Source organism: Euzebyales bacterium (assembly GCA_036374135.1).
Classification (GTDB): Bacteria; Actinomycetota; Nitriliruptoria; order Euzebyales; family JAHELV01; genus JAHELV01.
On record DASUUK010000010.1, the window covers coordinates 1 to 17,093 of the forward strand.

17 protein-coding genes are annotated in these 17,093 nt (G+C 71.7%); 3 read left to right on the plus strand and 14 right to left on the minus strand.

Annotated elements, in window-relative coordinates; translation table 11 throughout:
- The 9 genes from VFZ70_01135 to VFZ70_01175 form a co-directional block, all read right to left on the minus strand.
- The coding region (locus tag VFZ70_01135) for a hypothetical protein (protein ID HEX6254391.1) at nt 1–250 on the minus strand (250 nt) is incomplete at its 3' end.
- Nucleotides 251–283: 33 nt separating this feature from the next.
- Nucleotides 284–472 carry a hypothetical protein gene (locus tag VFZ70_01140; protein HEX6254392.1) on the minus strand — a complete coding sequence of 63 codons (189 nt, stop codon included), beginning with the start codon at nt 470–472 and terminating at the stop codon, nt 284–286.
- Nucleotides 469–1,062, minus strand: a complete 594-nt coding sequence (locus tag VFZ70_01145; GenBank protein HEX6254393.1) for a hypothetical protein — start codon at nt 1,060–1,062, stop codon at nt 469–471. The genes VFZ70_01140 and VFZ70_01145 overlap by 4 nt, the downstream gene beginning before the upstream one ends.
- Nucleotides 1,059–1,592, minus strand: coding sequence for a hypothetical protein (locus tag VFZ70_01150; protein ID HEX6254394.1), 534 nt, complete (start codon nt 1,590–1,592; stop codon nt 1,059–1,061). The genes VFZ70_01145 and VFZ70_01150 overlap by 4 nt, the downstream gene beginning before the upstream one ends.
- Complete coding sequence (locus VFZ70_01155) at nt 1,576–2,154, minus strand: MauE/DoxX family redox-associated membrane protein (GenBank protein ID HEX6254395.1); 579 nt, start codon at nt 2,152–2,154, stop codon at nt 1,576–1,578. Before VFZ70_01155 ends, VFZ70_01150 begins: the two co-directional genes overlap by 17 nt.
- Before the next feature lies 1 nt (nt 2,155).
- Nucleotides 2,156–2,845, minus strand: coding sequence for a hypothetical protein (locus tag VFZ70_01160; GenBank protein HEX6254396.1), 690 nt, complete (start codon nt 2,843–2,845; stop codon nt 2,156–2,158).
- 231 nt (nt 2,846–3,076) lie between these two features.
- Nucleotides 3,077–4,321, minus strand: coding sequence for a glycoside hydrolase family 3 N-terminal domain-containing protein (locus VFZ70_01165; GenBank protein ID HEX6254397.1), 1,245 nt, complete (start codon nt 4,319–4,321; stop codon nt 3,077–3,079).
- Nucleotides 4,322–4,397: 76 nt separating this feature from the next.
- Complete coding sequence (locus VFZ70_01170; GenBank protein ID HEX6254398.1) at nt 4,398–6,026, minus strand: alkaline phosphatase D family protein; 1,629 nt, start codon at nt 6,024–6,026, stop codon at nt 4,398–4,400.
- Between the two features lie 691 nt (nt 6,027–6,717).
- Nucleotides 6,718–7,650: a YihY/virulence factor BrkB family protein gene (locus VFZ70_01175; GenBank protein HEX6254399.1), complete on the minus strand. Its 933-nt coding sequence runs from the start codon at nt 7,648–7,650 to the stop codon at nt 6,718–6,720.
- A 177-nt stretch (nt 7,651–7,827) separates the two neighbouring features.
- Here VFZ70_01175 and VFZ70_01180 point away from each other — a divergent pair, with 177 nt between their 5' ends.
- The 3 genes from VFZ70_01180 to VFZ70_01190 all read left to right on the plus strand — a co-directional run bounded on the left by VFZ70_01180 (nt 7,828) and on the right by VFZ70_01190 (nt 11,656).
- On the plus strand, nt 7,828–8,829 hold the full coding sequence (locus VFZ70_01180) for an alpha/beta hydrolase (protein ID HEX6254400.1): 1,002 nt from the start codon (nt 7,828–7,830) through the stop codon (nt 8,827–8,829).
- A gap of 106 nt (nt 8,830–8,935) precedes the next feature.
- A complete protein-coding gene (gene typA / locus VFZ70_01185; protein HEX6254401.1) occupies nt 8,936–10,792 on the plus strand; it encodes a translational GTPase TypA in 1,857 nt (618 codons plus the stop codon).
- A gap of 42 nt (nt 10,793–10,834) precedes the next feature.
- Nucleotides 10,835–11,656, plus strand: a complete 822-nt coding sequence (locus tag VFZ70_01190) for an SH3 domain-containing protein (GenBank protein ID HEX6254402.1) — start codon at nt 10,835–10,837, stop codon at nt 11,654–11,656.
- 61 nt (nt 11,657–11,717) lie between these two features.
- Here the strand turns inward: VFZ70_01190 and VFZ70_01195 are convergent, their stop codons facing one another.
- Genes VFZ70_01195 through VFZ70_01215 form a run of 5 tightly spaced genes read right to left on the minus strand, consistent with a single transcriptional unit; the run spans nt 11,718 to nt 16,861 of the window.
- Nucleotides 11,718–13,142: an FGGY family carbohydrate kinase gene (locus tag VFZ70_01195; protein ID HEX6254403.1), complete on the minus strand. Its 1,425-nt coding sequence runs from the start codon at nt 13,140–13,142 to the stop codon at nt 11,718–11,720.
- A 30-nt stretch (nt 13,143–13,172) separates the two neighbouring features.
- The gene (locus tag VFZ70_01200; GenBank protein HEX6254404.1) at nt 13,173–14,189 is read right to left on the minus strand and encodes a glycine betaine ABC transporter substrate-binding protein; all 1,017 of its coding nucleotides are present in this window, start codon (nt 14,187–14,189) and stop codon (nt 13,173–13,175) included.
- Between the two features lie 52 nt (nt 14,190–14,241).
- A complete protein-coding gene (locus VFZ70_01205; protein ID HEX6254405.1) occupies nt 14,242–15,027 on the minus strand; it encodes an ABC transporter permease in 786 nt (261 codons plus the stop codon).
- Nucleotides 15,024–16,220, minus strand: coding sequence for a betaine/proline/choline family ABC transporter ATP-binding protein (locus VFZ70_01210; GenBank protein ID HEX6254406.1), 1,197 nt, complete (start codon nt 16,218–16,220; stop codon nt 15,024–15,026). Before VFZ70_01210 ends, VFZ70_01205 begins: the two co-directional genes overlap by 4 nt.
- Nucleotides 16,217–16,861 (minus strand): ABC transporter permease, encoded by a 645-nt coding sequence (locus VFZ70_01215; GenBank protein HEX6254407.1) that lies wholly within the window; start codon nt 16,859–16,861, stop codon nt 16,217–16,219. The genes VFZ70_01210 and VFZ70_01215 overlap by 4 nt, the downstream gene beginning before the upstream one ends.
- Nucleotides 16,862–17,093 lie beyond the last annotated feature (232 nt).

Genomic DNA, 17,093 nt, shown 5'->3' on the forward strand with positions numbered 1-17,093 from the left:
GGCCGTCCTGCAGGACCTCCCGTGGGATCTGGCGGGCCGCCTGGGGCAGCCGCACGGATATCCACTCGAGGTCACGTGCCACCGCGGCGAGGCCGATCACCAGCAGCAGCCCCACCCGCACCGGCGTGGTGATCGGTGCGAACAGCCCTGAAAGCAGCCACAGCGCGAACAGTGTGCACAGCGCACCACACCACGCGCCGAACCCGAAGGTGGCGACGCTCAGTCGCCCGGTCCACGTCGTCCGCCACACGGGCGAACCCAGCGCATCAGCGCCGTTGAGGCTTCAGGGTGAGGCGGCGAGCGCGTACGCGGCGCTCGCCGCGGCGAGGAACCACAGCCACCCGGCCGCGCTCGTGACCGCCGCGATGACGGCGACGGTGGCGAGCACGGCCAGCACGCCGTCGGGGCGGTGGCGCAGTACGCCACGCCGCCGTGGTGCGGTCGTGCCCGACTGGGACGTGTCCGTGGTCACAGGCAGCCGATCCGCGTGCGGCAGATCGTGCGGAGCGCGCCCGCGTCACCGATCGTGTAGCCGTCGTGGCAGCGGTTGGTGCGCTTGCCGGTCGTGCCGTTGGACTTGCGGCAGTTGCACGCGCGCCAGAACCACCCGTCCTTCGAGCGGTTGCCGCCGCCGGCGTAGCACTGGTTCGGGCGCAGTCGGTGGATGCCGGTGCGTTTGTGCCAGCCGTTGAAGTTGCAGCAGCTGTAGCAGACCGTGCTGCAACAGCAGTCCTTGCAGTTCGCGTAGCCGATGCCGTTGCAGCCGTACCGCGCGATGTCGTAGCCGTCGGCCAGTGCCTCACGCGCCGGGGGGAAGACCCCGAGGGCCGACATGCCGAGCGCCGTCGCGCCGACGAACGCGGTCCGCAGCATTCCGCGGCGCGAGACCCGCGGACGCCACGACGGCGAGCGCAACGTGGACGCGTCGGCGTTGGCGGGTCGGCGGCCGCCGATCGGCGCGATGGCGTCGAGATCCAGCTCGCACCCGGCGTCGTCGACCGTCCGTCCGGCGGCCTCGCCGTCTGCGGTGCGCGGAGCGATTCGGGTGTGGTCGTCGATCACTGGGCCACCTCCGGGCGGGCGTGGTCGGGCAGGTCGAGGCCGGCGGCGGCGATCAGGGGCAGCAACTGCGACACCCCGCCCACCGGGGTCGCCGCGGCGACGCGACCGTCGGCGTCGAGGGCCACGCCGTACGGCAGGGCGGTCGCGCCGACCGCAGTGAAGACGTCGTCGGCACCGGCGACGACCGGTGCACCGACCTCGGCGGCCGTCGGGTCGGTCCCGTCGGCGTACAGCAGCGCGATGTGGTCACGCACGACACGGGACGACAGCGTGGTGCGGACGCCCGCGAGCAGGCCGGCGCAGGCCGAGCAGTCCGCGTCGAGAAGCAGCAGCAGCCGCACACGTGCGGTATCGATCCCGTGGATGGGGGGAACCACCGCGCCGATCCGTCCCTGCGGTGTCCGTCGGGCCGCGGCCGCCGGCAGATCGCGCTGGAGGGCGTGCACCTGCCGCACCAGCCCCGCCACGACCAGTCCCAGCAGCAGCAGGGCGACCCACGTCAGGATCAGCGCGCTAGCGGTGAACGACATGTGCGCCCTCCTCGATCGTCGCGTACGGGCGGTATGTCTCCAGCGCGGACGGTGCCGTCCACAGCAGGACCACGAACGTCGCAGCCGCCAGCCAGGTGACGGTCAGCTCGGGACCGGTGGCGCCCGTCAACGATGGCGCCGTCGTCGCGGCGACCAGGGCGAGCGCGGCGAGCACGCCGGCGCGCAGTGGCACCAGGCCGGTGACGTCCGCACCGGTGGGGGAGCACCCGCAGGGCACCCGCTCGTCGTCGGCCCGGCGCAGCAACACGATCGCGTACCCCGTGAACGCGACGTACAGCACGGTGACCACGAGGTGCGCCAGCGTGGCCGCCGACGTCGGCAGCCGGCCGGCGACCGCGATGACCGCGCCGACGCCGGCACCCATCTCGGCGACCGGCAGCGCGAAGGCTGTGGGGCCGACCATGGTCTCCCCGAGGAGTGCCTGGCGCCGCAGGTCCGAGATCAGCACGCGCGGCGCGGCGAGGTGACCGACACCCGCCACGAGCAGCAGCAGCCCTGGCACGAGACCGGTCAGGAGCTGTCCCAGCGTCTGGTCCGGCACGCTAGCGCCCCGGTCGACCGTTGGCCCTGTCCGAGGCTGGCGTGCCCTCGGTGCACGCGACCTTCAGCCGGCCGAGGCCGCGCTGCAGCGACGGGCGGGTCGTGGCCTGGTCGGGTAGGAGCCGCGTCGCCGAGGAGCGGTTGGCGATCGTGTAGACCGTCTGATGGGGATTGGACCTGTCGACGTACACCTCGCCACCGCGCGCGGGCGTCCCCGCCCAACGTGGGATCTGGCTGCGCACGTGCGGATGCATCGGCGCGACGTCGAGCAGCCCGAGGCCCGGCACGACTTTCGTCAGCTGCGCGGGTGCTTCCCACCCCAGCCCGTCCTGCGCCGGATGCAGTGTCAGACCATGCCGGCCCTCCTCGAGCTCGAGCATGGCCAGCAGGTCGATGACCGTGGCCGGCGCGGCATTGGGGTGGAAGGCGTACAACGACCACCGTCCGCCGATCCACACAACCGCGGTGTGCTGCTGATCGGGCGCGCCCTGGGCGGGTGCGGACCCGGCCAGGAGCCGCCCACCCGCGAACTTGTAGGTCAGGTCGAGCTCCAGCCCGGCGACCTCCTCTGCCGCCCAGCGGGCGAAGTCCCCGGTGCCGGTGACGAACTCCTGCCGGTCGTCGTCGACCAGTGCGATCGCGTGGCTCGTCGCCGGCCTGCCGAGCTCGAAGCCCGGCAGTGAGATGGACACCTGTCCACCAGTGGCAGTCCCGTGACGTACCACCTCGTCCCGCTCGACCATCAGGTGCGCCCCCGCACGTTGCCGCGCTCGTCCGCTCGGACGCGAACAGATCGACGTCAGATTGGCAGCGAACACTACCGTCAGGCGCAGGTCACCGTCAACGAGGCTCGGGGCGTCCCACCCGGTCCGCGCGTCGATCGCGCGCTGGCCGCGTGACCGGTCGGCCAACTTCGTCGGGGCTCAGCGCAGGCAGGGATGAGGGTGGTCACGTAGCGCCAGGACGCGTGCTGCCGCCTCGTCCAGACGTCGCCGTCGCAGGCGGCCCCGACGGACCGCGTCGACCAGTCGGTCGCGCATGCGTCGGGCCTGTGTGCCGTCGGTGGCAAGGACAGCGTCCGCACCGGCGCGGATGGCCTGCTCGGCCGCGGCGGGGAACTTCCAGCGCCGGTGCACGGCGCCCATGCCCACCGAGTCGGTGATCGCGACGCCGTCGAACCCCATGTCGCGCAGCAGGCGGTACGCGGCCGGTGACATGCTGGCCGGCCTCCGCCGATCCAGGTGGCCGTACGTCACGTGGCTGAGCATCACGACCGGCACGTCGCCGGCGATCAGCCGCTCGAACGGTGAGAGGTGGCGGGTGCGCAACTGCTGCGGCGACGCCGTCGAGAGGACCTTCCGGCTGTGGGGGTCGATGCCCGCCGGGACGGCGCCATGGCCGGGGAAGTGCTTGGCTGTGGCCAGGATCCCGGCGTCGCGCAGGCCACGTGCGAATGCCTGCGCATAGCGCCCCGCGACGTCCGGCATCGAGCCGAACGCACGGTCGCCGATCACGCCCGTCGCCGGGCCATCGTCGACGTCGGCCAGCGGCGCGAAGTCCCAGTCGACATCCAGATCCGCCAGCGACCGACCGAGCCGGCGCCCATCGGCGCGCACCTGGGCCGGTGTGAGGGTGGCGGCCATCGTCCGTGGACTCGACGAGGAGCCCAGCAGGGTGCGGAAGCTCGACACCCGCCCACGCTCCTCGTCGGTCGTGATCAGCGGTGCGGGCGCCGGCCCGGTCCGCAGCGCGCGGACCAGGGCGCCGACCTGGGTGGCCGATGTGACGTTGTAGCCGGTGAGGAACACCCCGCCGACGCCGAGCCGGGACAGTTCGGCGACCAGTGGGTCCGCCGGGTCGGTCACGTCGGGCATGCCCACGACCAGCACCAGCGCGGCCAGGCGACGCAGCGGCAGGCCGGCGCACGACGGTGGCAGCGTGACCGGAGGCCGGGCGGCGGTGCCGTCCGGGTCGGCGTCGCCGGACGCTACGTGATCACCCGCCGCCGCGTCGTCGTCCGGTCGGGTCACTTCGGTCTGCGCTCCGGCACCACCGTCGTCGACGGTGGCGGCGCCTCCGGCGCGGGGCGCGACCTGGCAGCCGACGCTGAGCATGACCGCGAGCAGCGCGGCAAGGATCAACAGCGGGGGATGGTGGCGGCGACGCACCGCACTACGGTACGCCGCGGCGACGGTGACGCACACCGACCCACCGGCGGACGGCCGGCCACGAGTGTCGCCGCGGTCATGCCAGGCGACGTGCGATCGCGGGGCGCAGCTCCGCCGGGCCGCTCGGCCGCGTCTGATGCGCCGTCTCGATGCGGACGTCGAGGGCGTCCGCGGCCGCCGTGACGGTGGCGACGTGGTTGTCGAACAGGGTCTCGCTCACGCGTTCCCAGTGCACGGGTGACGGACCCAGGCCTGCCAGGCGTGCCAAGGCGGCGGCGACGAGCCGTCCCGGCGGGCCGACGCCGACGCGGTAGGCGCGCAGCAGCAGCGGCTCGACCGACTGGCGCATCGGCGACGCGACGACCTGATGGACGGGTGTCGTCGCGTTGGGCACGTCGAGCCGGGCGATGTAGCCGTGATGCACGTCGCCGGACAGCACCGTGACCGACATCGGGCCGTCGCGGCGCAGTGCGGCGTTGCCGATCAGGTTGACCATGCGGCGGAACCCCACACGGAACGCCGACCAGTGCTCCAGGTCGAACTCCTGACGCACGTCCTCGGCCCACCGGGCCACACGTCGTCCCCAGGCGCCGCCGACGAGTCGCTCGTTCCACCGCTCCAGGTCGTGCATGCTGCGCGGCATCAGCACGGGCAGGGACGTGGCGAGCAGCAGGTGCCGGCACTGCTCGGCCGCCTTGGCCTCCAGCCAGCGCCACTCGATGTCGTCGAGCATGTCCCGCTCGCCCTCGGTGAGCACGCGAGCGGCGCGGCTGTCGACGACGATCAGGTGGTCATCGCCCAGCCAGCGCTCGAAGCTCCACCGGACGGTCTCCGGGTCGGCGTCGGCGTCCTCGGCGAACCGGTCGAGCAACGTGCCGGCGTCGTCGGACCGGCGGACCCGCTGGTAGAGGTCGTCGGCTGCCAGCGCGGTGGGGCTGAGGTTGCCGATGTGCTGGTAGATCCAGTAGGCGACCAACCCGCCGACGATGCGCTCGTGCCACCACCCGGTGGCGCGGATGTCGTGCAGCCAGCGCTCGGAGATGTTCCAGTCGTCGATGATGTCGTGGTCGTCGAAGATCATCGCGACCGGAACGGTCGACAGCAGCCACCGCACCAACGGCGCCGACCAGCTCTCGCGGTACAGCTGCGTGTACTCGGTGAAGTCGGCGATCTCCTCCCACGGCGGCTGGGTCGTGTCCCGGCGTTCGCGGATGAACGCGCGTGTCTGTGGTGACGCGTCGTCGGCGTACACCTGGTCGCCGAGCAGCAGGAGCAGATCGGGCCACTCGTCCTCGTCGGCGTCGATCATCCGGTGGGCGTACGCGGTCAGCGCGTCGGGACCGAGGCCACGCTCGTCCTCGTACCGCTCCAGGTTCCACGGCGGCTCGAGCGGCGCCGCACCGCGGCACGACCCGAACGCGATCTGCGCGTCCCCGTGGCCGCCCGTGCGGATCACCGGGTCGGGCCGGTCGTAGTCGACCGGCGGCCACACCCGGCGGCCGTCGAGCGCGACCTCGTAGGGGTAGGTGGTGCCCGGCTCGAGGCCGTCGATCTCGACCAGGGCGTAGTGGTGGTCATGGACGGAGAAGGTGGCGACCGTGCTGCCGAGCACCGTGACCTCGCACCGCTCGTCGGTCTCCACCCAGACGGTCGCGGATGTCTCATCGGCGAACCGCTGCAGGGGTCCGAGGACGAGTTCGGCCATGCGCCCTCCCAGGTCGCGGGGGATTGTGGCGGGTCAAGCGTGCCACGCCGGCCGACCGACCGGCGCATCGTGCGACGGAGCCGGGCCACAGGGCCCGGCTCCGTCGTCGACTGGAGGGTGCCGCGTCAGCTCGCGACGTCTCCTCGTGACCGATGTCGCTGTCGCCGCCGCCATTCTGGTCGATGGTCAGCTCTGGCCCCGTCGGCTCGGGGAAGGCGATCGGCCGGCCGTCGACCGGCTTGCCGGCGACGCCGTTCACCGACTCGGTCGAGTACGCGTACGTCCAAGACCGCGAACGCAACCGCATCGCTGCTCACATCGAGCGCCTTCAGCGAGATGTTGTCGAAGGGTGTCGCGGGCCAGGTGGTAGCACTGGTCGTACCGCTCACCAGCCACGCGGCCCCGGATGTCCTGCTGCTCTTCGGTCTTGAGCACTTCGGCGCCGGTGAACGGACCGCCGGCCGGGATGCCGAAGTTGATGAACGAAGGTCAGGTACCGCGCGATGTCGTCGCGCTTCTCGTCGCTCAGGTTCTGGACGTAGCACTCGGAGCCCACGAGACCGAACTCCTCGGCCCCACCAGGCGAACCGCAGCTTGTTGACCGGGTCGTGGCCGGCCAGCTTCAGCGCGACCTCGAGCAGCGCGGCCGAGCCGCTGCCGTTGTCCTGGATGCCAGGTCCGCGTCGGTCGCCTAGACGGATGGACCGCCCGTCGTGGGCCACATCTTCTCGATCTCGGCGTTGAACTCGGCGCCCAGCAGCACGGCGAACGCCGACACGTACAGCCACAGCAGCAGCACGAGCGGGCCGGCCAGCGGGGCGAACAGCGGGTTCGAGATCAGCGATCCCGAGGTGTACAGGCGCAACGCGGCGCTGCCGGCGAGCCACAGCACCATCGCCAGCACCGCGCCGGGGACGTCGCGCCGCCAGGGCGTCGTCCACGGCGCGGCAACGTGGTACAGCGCGGCGAGCAGGGCCGTCGCCGCCACCGCCGCGAACGGCCAGTAGGCGACGCGCCACACCAGGTCGATGATGGTCTCACCCGCGACGACGTACGTGCCGATGACGCGCCCGAACCCGGGGCCGAGCACCAGCAGCGGGATGGCCACCACGCCCAGAACGACCGCGACGATGGTCAGTCCCAGCCCCCAGACCCGGTGCTGCCACGAGCGCCGCTGCTCCGGTAGGTCGTAGGCGATCGTCAGCGCGACGACGATCACGCGCAGGGCGCGTGAGGCCGAGTACAGGGTCAGAATCACGCCGAGCGACGCCAGGTCGCCGCGCCCCTCGGTCAACACGCCCTCGACCACCGGCCGCAGCAACTCGACGGTCTCGTCGGTCAGCACCAGGCCCGCCAGCCCCAGGATCCGATTGGCGGTCTCCTGGGCAAAGCCGGGCACCGCCTCGCCGATGTACCCGACCGTGCCGAGCGCCAGCAGCAGCAGCGGCGGCAACGACAGCAGCACGAAGAAGGCGACCTCGGCGGCGAGTCCCGGCACGCGGTCGTGAAACGCGTCCTCGATGGTCCGCAGGGTCAGTTCGAGCGGGACGCGCAGGCGTTCGGGGCTGCGCTCGATGAGCTGTCGTCTGAAGCGCCACACGGCGAGCGCAGCGTAGCCCAGCACTTCGCGCCGATGTGTTCGGCCGGGCGCACGCGCCGTGCGCAGCATCCGAGAGGGCGCGCGGTTTCGCTCCGCGGCGGCCGAGCACCGGCGACCGGCCTGCCGAGCGCCGGCGATTCGGCCTGCCGGCGCAACGGAACGGGATGCCCGTGTACCGTGGACCGCAGTCGGCGTGAAGCGATGACGGTGGCGGCTGGCGTGCTCGACTGGATGCGGCGGGTCCGCACGGGGCGTGCGGACCCGCGTGACCTGGCGCGCGGACCGGTGGCGCGCCCGCCACCGGTGCGGTCGGCCGTGCACCAGACGCCGGTGCGCGCGCCCGGGCGGCTGCTGGCGATCCGCGTGATGGCCCAGTTCGCCATCGCATCCATCGTCTTCGGCCTGGTGTTCCTCGTGCTCCCGCTGGGTGTGCGGGACGCCCTGATCTACTTCCCGTCGAAGACGGTGCCGCCTCCGGCCGAGGTCGGCCTGGCGGGTGCGGAGGACCTGACGGTGGTCACGCGCGACGGGCTGCGGCTGCGCGCGTGGTACGTGCCGGCTGCCGGAGAACCGGTGGGCGCTGTGCTTGTGCTGCACGGCAACGCCGGCCACCGGGCGCATCGCGCACCGCTCGCGGCCGCGCTGCGCGAACGCGGGCTCGCCACACTGCTGCTCGACTACCGCGGCTTCGGCGGCAACCCCGGTTCGCCGTCGCAGGACGGCCTGCTGGCCGACAGCGAGGCGGCCGCCGTCGCCCTCGAACGTCGCAGCGGCCTCGATCGCGCACGCATCGTCTACTTCGGGGAGTCGATCGGCACGGCGCCCGCGGCCTGGCTCGCCGCCCACCGCCCGCCGGCGGCCGTGGTCCTGCGCTCGCCGTTCCCGAGCCTGACCGACGTCGCGCGCCGTCGGTTCCCGTGGCTGCCGGTCGGGTGGCTGCTGCGTGACCACTACCCGCTCGCGTCGTGGATCGCCGGCTACGACGGTCCGTTGCTGGCGATCGCAGGCAGCAGGGACGATCTGATCCCCGTCCGGTACAGCCGACGGGCCGTCGACGCCGCAGGTGGCGAGGGCCGGCTGGTCGTGGTCGAGGGCGCCGGGCACAACGACCCGGCGCTGCTGGACGGAGACGAGATGCTGGAAGCGATCTCCGGGTTCCTCCGCGACGACGCCGGACTGGCTGTCCGGGACCCCGCATCGTGAGCGTCGCGTCCCACGGGACGCACGGCGCGCGGACTACTGGTGTCTCACGGATACCATCGCGGTCGCCGCCGTCGCGGCACACCACCTCGTCGACTGTGAGCCCCCCATGCCCGAACGCTCTGATCTGCGCAACGTCGCCATCGTGGCGCACGTCGACCACGGCAAGACCACGCTGGTCGATGCGATGCTGTGGCAGTCCGGTGCGTTCCGCGCCAACGCCGACATCGCCGACCGGGTCCTCGACTCGATGGATCTGGAGCGCGAGAAGGGCATCACGATCCTCGCCAAGCACACCGCGGTGGCGTACGGCGGCGTGACGATCAACATCGTGGACACGCCCGGCCACGCCGACTTCGGTGGCGAGGTCGAGCGTGGCCTCGCGATGGTCGACGGGGTGCTGCTGCTGGTCGACGCGTCGGAGGGTCCGCTGCCGCAGACGCGGTTCGTGCTGCGCAAGGCACTCGAGGCGGGTCTGCCGATCATCCTGGTCGTCAACAAGGTCGACCGGCCCGACGCCCGGGTGGCCACCGTCGTCGACGAGGTCTACGAACTGTTCCTCGACCTCGACGCCACCGAGTCGCAGATCGACTTCCCGATCGTCTACTGCATCGCGCGCGACGGCCGGGCGAGCCTCGACCCCGACGAGCGCGGCGCGGACCTCGGGCCACTGTTCGAGCTGCTGCTCTCCCACATCCCATCGCCCACCTACACTGACGGCGCGCCGTTGCAGGCGGCGGTGACCAACCTCGATGCGTCCCCCTACCTGGGCCGGCTGGCGCTGTGCCGCGTGCACGAGGGCGTCATCCGACGCGGGGCGCCGGTCGCGTGGTGTCGCCTGGATGGCGGCATCGAGCGTGTCAAGGTCACTGAGCTGTACGTCACCGACGCGCTCGACCGTGTGGCGGCCGAGGAGGCGCGGGCAGGCGACATCATCGCGATCGCCGGACTCGCTGATGTCACGATCGGTGAGACGCTCGCCGACCCCGACGACCCCCGGCCACTGCCGGCGCTGACCGTCGACGAGCCCAGCCTGTCGATAACGATCGGCACCAACACGTCGCCGCTCGCGGGACGCGACGGCGACAAGGTGACGGCGCGGCTGCTCAAGGCCCGTCTGGACGCGGAGCTCGTCGGCAACGTGTCGCTGCGCGTGCTGCCGACCGACCGGCCCGACACGTGGGAGGTGCAGGGTCGCGGCGAGCTCGCGCTGGCAGTGCTCGTCGAGCTGATGCGCCGCGAGGGCTACGAGCTCACCGTCGGAACCCCGCAGGTGGTCACCCGCCAGATCGACGGCCGCATCCACGAGCCGATGGAGCGGGTCTCGATCGACGTGCCCGAGGAGTACCTGGGGGTGGTCACCCAGCTCTTCGGGCTGCGCAGGGCGCGGATGGAGCACATGGTCAACCACGGCACCGGCTGGGTGCGGATGGAGTACCGGATCCCTGCACGCGGGCTCATCGGCATCCGTACGGAGTTCCTGACCGAGACGCGCGGCACGGGCGTCCTGCACCACGTGTTCGAGGGCCTCGAGCCGTGGCACGGCGACCTGCGGACGCGTCCGACCGGGAGCCTCGTCGCCGACCGCGCCGGGATCGCCACCTCGAACGCGCTGTTCAACCTGCAGCAGCGCGGCACGCTGTTCATCGGTCCGGGCGTCGAGGTGTACGAGGGGATGGTCGTCGGCGAGAATGCGCGCGCCGAGGACATGGACGTCAATCCGACCAAGTCGAAGAAGCTGACGAACGTGCGCGCGGCTGCTGCCGACGAGTTCGTGCGGCTGGTCCCGCCCCGCCCGCTGTCGCTCGAGCAGGCGCTCGAGTTCTGTCGCGTCGACGAGTGCGTCGAGGTCACGCCCGGCGCGGTCCGCCTCCGCAAGGTCGTCCTCGACCAGGCCGGCCGGCGCCGCGCGGCGGCCCGCGCCGCCGTCGCGGGTCAGACCGGATCGTCGGTCGCGCCGCGGTAGGCTGCCGACGCTGGCGCGACGCGGTCGGAGGGAGGTCGGGGCATGATCGGCGGTGTGCGCCACGCACAGGTCGTGGTGGCCGTCGCCGTGCTCATGTCGGCTGGGTGTACGTCTGGAGCCGACGAGGCGTCGTCGGTCGCGACGGCGGCCTCGGACGTTGCGACGACCGCCGAACCGACGGTCGGTGCCCGCGCGGACGACGTCCTGAGCGAGGATGACACCCTGACCACCGACGGCGCCACGGAGCGCTCGACGGCGTCGGCCGCGCCGCGGCCGCCCCTCCCGGAACGCGATCTGCGCGGTGACGATGCCGCCTGGTTCGCGCCGCGGACGTCGCTCATCGTGTTCGGGCTCGGTGGCGATCTGAACGTGCGCAAGCAGCCTGGTGTCGTCGCCCCGATCGTCGGCTACCTGCGCCCCGCCGACGAGATCGTCGCAACGGGCCGGGCCCGGCGCATCTTCGACGAGGTGTGGGTCGAGGTCAGACTGCCGCGCACCAAGAGGACCGGATGGGCCGACCGCCGCTTCCTCGGCGTGGTCGGGCGCGCCGAGAGCATCGGTTCGGAACTGCCGGCCGCCGAGCGGCCATGGGTTGGTCCCGATGTCCTGGATCTCGGTCTCCGGGTGCTCGACGCGCTCGGGCTGCGCCAACTCGGCGATCCCGTGATCTCGGAGACACCGGTCACGCGCAGGACGGTCGCGATCGCGTTCGATCTCCGCGAGGCCAGCGAGTCGCGACTCGGGTACCGCGTCCGTGTGGTCGCGACACCGGTCGAAGCGTCGGAGCGACAGGTCCAGCTCAGCCGCGTCGAGCGCACCTACGTCTGCGCGCGTGCCGTCACCCGCGACGGTCGCTGCCGCTGACGTTCGGCGGAGCGGCCGGGTGCTGCGACGTCGTGCCAGCAGCACCTGGCCGGATCGCGGGTCATCGACCGGGGCGGCGGCCACGCCACGCCGACCATGCGCGGTACAGCGCAGCCGCCGTGCGGTCGTCGGGCTGGACGACGGCCACCGTCCTCGGATCGGGCAGGTCGATCCCGACGCCGGTCGCCGCGGCTGCCAGACGCGCCGCACCCAGCACCGACGCATGGGGTTGGTCGCGCACGTGCAGCGGCCGGCCGAGCACCGTCGCGAGCAGGTGTCGCCAGCGCGGGTCCAGCGACCCGCCGCCCACGAGGTGCACAGGTCCGAGCGGCACGTCGTCGGCGAGCAGCGCGTCGACGCCGTCGCGCAGTGCGAAGGCCACGCCCTCCAGTGCCGACCGCAGCAGGGTGGCGCGGTCGTGGTTGGCCGCCAGACCCTGCCAGGCACCACGCACCGTGGCGTCGTTCAGCGGCGTACGTTCGCCTGTCAGGTAGGCGTGGAACGTGACTCCGTCCGCGCCCACCGGCGCCGTGTCGAGGGCGGTGTGCATCTCGTCCCAGTCCGCACGCAGTACATCGCACACCCATTCGAGCGCGAGGCCGGCGTTCTGGATCGCAGCCATGGCGTACCACCCCGAACGCTCCGCCCGCCGGTAGCGGTGGGTCACGGGATCCGCGACCGGTGCGGGCAGGTCCACCGGCACGACGATCTGCGCGCCGGTGCCGACCGACAGCTGGACGTGCCCGGTTGGCAGGACGTTGCCGTGCAGCGCGCACGCGGTGTCCGCCCCACCTGCGGCCACGGGCACGGGGTCGCGCAGGCCGAGCAGTCGCGCGCCGTCGTCGGTCAGCCTGCCGGCGACGTCGTCCGAGGCGACGACCGGCGGCAGCAGGTCGCCAGGGATGCCCAGCGCATCGAGCACGGCACCGGACCAGGTGTCGGACATCACATCCCACACCAGTGTGGCGGACGCGTCGGAGGGCTCGGTCGCCGCTTCGCCGGTCAGGACCAGCCGCAACCAGTCCTTGGGTGACAGCGCCCAGCGCGTGCGGTCACGCAGCCCGTCGTCAGCGTCGAGCGCCATCGCCAGCATCGGACCGAACATGCCGGGGACGACGGGGTTGCCCAGCGCCCGCCGCTGCGCCACCGGGAGGCGGTCGTACCGCGCGCACGCGCCGGACGCGCGGACGTCCGGCCACAATAACGCGGGTCGTACGGCGAGGCCCGCAGCGTCCGTGCACACCACGCCGTGCATCTGGCCGGACAGTCCGACGGCGGTGACCGGGCCGCCGCCCGCCGCGGCCATGGCGTCGCGGGTGGCGGCGGACGCCGATGCGAGCCACGCGTCGGGTGCGATCTCGGCGGCTCCGGCCTCGGGGCGGTCGATGTGGTGCTGCGCCACCCCGAGGCCGCGTACGTGCCCGCGGTCGTCGACGACCGCCGCCTTCGTCGATCCCGTCCCGAGGTCGATGCCCAGCACGCGCATGCCGGTCAGGGCCTCGGAAGCCGGGTCGGACTACTCGATGAACCCCTCGTCCTGGAGGTACTGGGTGGCGACGTCCTCGGGGAACTCACCGTCGACGTCGACCGCGGCGTTGAGCTCGGTCATCCGCGCCTCGTCCAGCGGTGCGGTGACCGTCGGGAACAGCTCGGCCAGGTCGGGGTTCTCCTCGTTGAACGACGTCGGCATCATCACCGCGGACAGGTAGCTGATGAACGCGTTGTCGGTGTCCTCCATCAACGCCAGGTCCAGCCCGGCGATGCGGCCGTCCGTGGTGAAGACCTCACCGAAGTTGCACGGGTTGCCCTGTGCCGTCGAGTCGTAGATGACGCCGAAGTCCTGCACGGTGAGCTGGTCGTCCGGCCAGTCGACCCCGTAGGTCTCCTCGAAGCGCGGCAGTCCGTCGTCACGTGACTCGAACGTCGGGTCGAGGCACAGCGTCGCCTCGTCCGGGTTGCTCTCGACGAGGTCCGCAACGTCCTGCAACGTGGCGAGGTCGTTCTCCTGCGCGAACTGCTGGTTGGTCGCGATGCCGTACGTGTCGTCGAACGGTGCCGGCTCGGTCCAGAAGATGTCGTTCTGCTCGGCGTCCTGGTCCTTGACCGACTGCCACTGCTCCATCGGATCGTCGATGGGCTCGGCGTTGCCGAGGTAGTTGATCCAGGCGGTCCCGGTGTACTCCCATGCCGCGTCGAGCTCGCCGGCCAGGATCGCGTCACGTGGACCGGCCGGGCTGGGCAGGTCCTCGGTCAGCCGGACCTCGGCCCCGGCGGCCTCCAGCGCCTGGCGCGCGATCTGGCCGAGCACCAGTTGCTCGGTGAAGTCCTTCGAGCCGAACCGCACGGTCGTACCGGACAGATCGAAGTTGTCGCTGATGAGCTCGCCGCCACCGCCCTCGGAACCGCCGGCCGCGGCCTCGCTGTCGCCGGCGCTGTCCGCGGACTCGGCGTCGTCCCCGCCGCATGCGGCGAGTGCGAGGACGAGGGTCAGCGCGAGCGCGAGCCAGCGCGTCGTCGTGACTACCCGATGCATGTGCTCGATCCTTCCGTGTCTACGTGCAGGGTTGCCTTGTGTGATCCGCCCGTCACAGTCCCCTTGGGCGCAGGAAGTCCTCGGCGATGCCACCGAGCCAGTCCGCCATGATGGCCATGCTGGCAGCGCCGACGCTGCCGACGGCGACGGCGAGCATGCGGGTCTGGGCGAACCCGCCGACAATGAGCGCGCCGAACGTACCGGCACCGACGAACGCGCCCAGCACGGATGTCGCCACCGTGAGCACGAGCGTGGTCCGTACGCCGGTCAGCAGGATCGGTACAGACAGCGGGAGCTCGACCTTCAGCAGCACGGCCGCCTTGCTCATGCCCATGCCCCGCGCGGCCTTGATCACGCCGCGGTCGACCTGCTGCAGCCCGACCATGGTGCCTCGCAGCACCGGCAACACGGCGTAGATCACCATGGCGATGATGGTGGCCCGCGTCGGAACCCGCGAGATGCGCAGGACGAAGACCAGGAACACGAGCCCGACCGCGGGCGTGCCCTGCCCGATGTTGGCGATCGCGACCGCGTACGGGGTGATCCGTCGTGCCCATGGACGCGTGAGCGCGACGCCCAGCGGCACCGCGATCAGCAGGATGAACAGCGTTGCCCACAGGGAGATCGTCAGTTGCTCGACCGCAAAGCGGCGGATGTTCGGCGCGTTGATCAGACGGCCCTCGATCGAGTCGAGCTCGCGGCTCTGCACATACAGGTACATCGCGCCACACGCCACGGTGACGGCGAGCGGCACGCCCACATAGCGCGACAGGCGTAGCAGGTGCCGTTCCCGTCCGGCAACGCGCGCGTCGGCCTGGCCTGTCGCGACCGCCGTCACGGCGTGTCCGCCCCGGTGTGCACGTCCTTGGCGTCCCGCTCCAACGCCTCGTCGCGCATCTGGTGGATCGCCGCCGTGATCGTGTCGAGGTCCAGCGTGCCGGCGTACGTGCCGTCCCGGTCGACCACCACCGCGACGCCGTGGTCGCTGACCAGCATCTCCTGCAGGGCGTCGTTGAGCGTGGCGAGCTCGTCGACGGTGGCCTCCACCTGCGTGCCGGCGTCGCGGAGGCTGTCGTGGTGCTCGAGGTCACGGACGCTGACCCAGCGCTGTGGACGGCGCTGGTCGTCCAGGAGCAGCAGATGTCCGCGGCCCGCGTCCTGCAGGGCCTTGCGGGCGTCGGTGACGTCGGCGTCGGCCGTCAGCGTGGGCCAGTGGGCCCACGAGATGTCGAGATCGGCGATGCGGGTGAGATTCAGCCGCTTGAGCACGATTCCCGAGCCGAGGAACTGCTCGACGAACTCACTCGCTGGATCGGACAGGATGTGCTCGGGCGTGTCGTACTGCGCGATGTGGGAGCCCTCCCGTAGGATCGCGATGCGGTCGCCCATCTTGATCGCCTCGTCGATGTCGTGCGTGACGAACACGATCGTCTTGCGGATGTCCTCCTGGATCCGCAGGAACTCGTTCTGCAACCGCTCGCGCGTGATGGGGTCGGTCGCTCCGAAGGGCTCGTCCATGAGCATGACCGGCGGGTCCGCGGCCATTGCGCGCGCCACCCCGACGCGCTGCCGCTGCCCGCCGGACATCTCCTTCGGGTAGCGGTCGCGGTAGGTCTCCGGATCGAGCCCGACGAGGTCGAGCAGTTCGTCGACGCGGTCGCCGATGCGCGCGTCGTCCCAGTCGAGCATCTTCGGCACCGTGGCGATGTTCTGTGCGATCGTCTGGTGCGGGAAGAGGCCTATCTGCTGGATCACGTACCCCATGCGACGCCGCAGGTGGTCGGCGTTGACGTGGGTGACGTCGTCGCCCTCGAGGAAGATGCGCCCCGAGGTCGGCTCGATCAGGCGGTTGATCATCTCGAGCGTCGTGGTCTTGCCGCAGCCGGACGGCCCGACCAGGATGACGATCTCGCCCTCCGGGATGTCGAGATCGATCGCGTCGACCGCGGGCGTCTCCTGACCGGGGTAGCGCTTGGTCAGCTCGTCGAGTCGGATCATCGTCTCGGCGGTCCGTGGCGTCGCGGCGGTCACTGCAGTCCCCTCGGTGTCGTCAGCCGTGTGAGCAGCGCAAGGAGCGCGTCGAGGACCAGCGCGACGAGCACGATGCCGACGGTCCCGACGATGATCTGCGGCCGCGCACGCACGGACGGGAACGCCCCGATCCCACTGAACAGCTCCGCGCCCAGCCCGGGCCCGCTGATCCAGGCGCCGATGGCCGCGATGCCGACGATGAGCACGGTCGACACCCGCACCCCGGACAGGATCACGGGGTAGGCCAGCGGCAGCTCGATGCGCAACAGGCGGTTCCAGCGCCCCATGCCCATGCCGGTCGCGGCCCGCACGATCGCGGGGTCGACCTCGCGCAGCCCGGTCACCGTGTTGCGCACGATCGGCAGCAGCGCGTAGATGACGAGCACCGTGATCGCCGGCGTCCAGCCGAGCCCGACGATCGCGAGCAGGGCCCCGAAGTACGCCAGCGCCGGCACCGTGAACAGGGTGCTGGTCGCGACGAGGAGCAGGGTGACCGCTCGGTCGCTGCGGTACACGAGCACGGCCAGCAGCACGCCCAGCAGGGTCGCAATGCCCACCGCCATGACCACGGCGATGAAGTGCTCGATCGTGAGCTCGAGCACGGTGTCCCACCGTCGGGCGAGGTAGTCGGTGACGCTCACGGTGCCTCTGCCTGCACGCGGGATCCCCCTTTGGCGGGGCCTGTCCACACCGCGCGTCGACGCGCTCGCGGAGGGCCCTACGACATGACCAGTATAGGGGTGGTTCCCCGGGGCGTGAATCAGATGACGTGAGACCAGCGGGTGTGCGGGAGCTGAAACCAGGTGGTCTGACGTCCACCAAGGGCATTGAACTTCGTGGAGCCTGGTTCCACGAAACACGCGGTGGACCGGC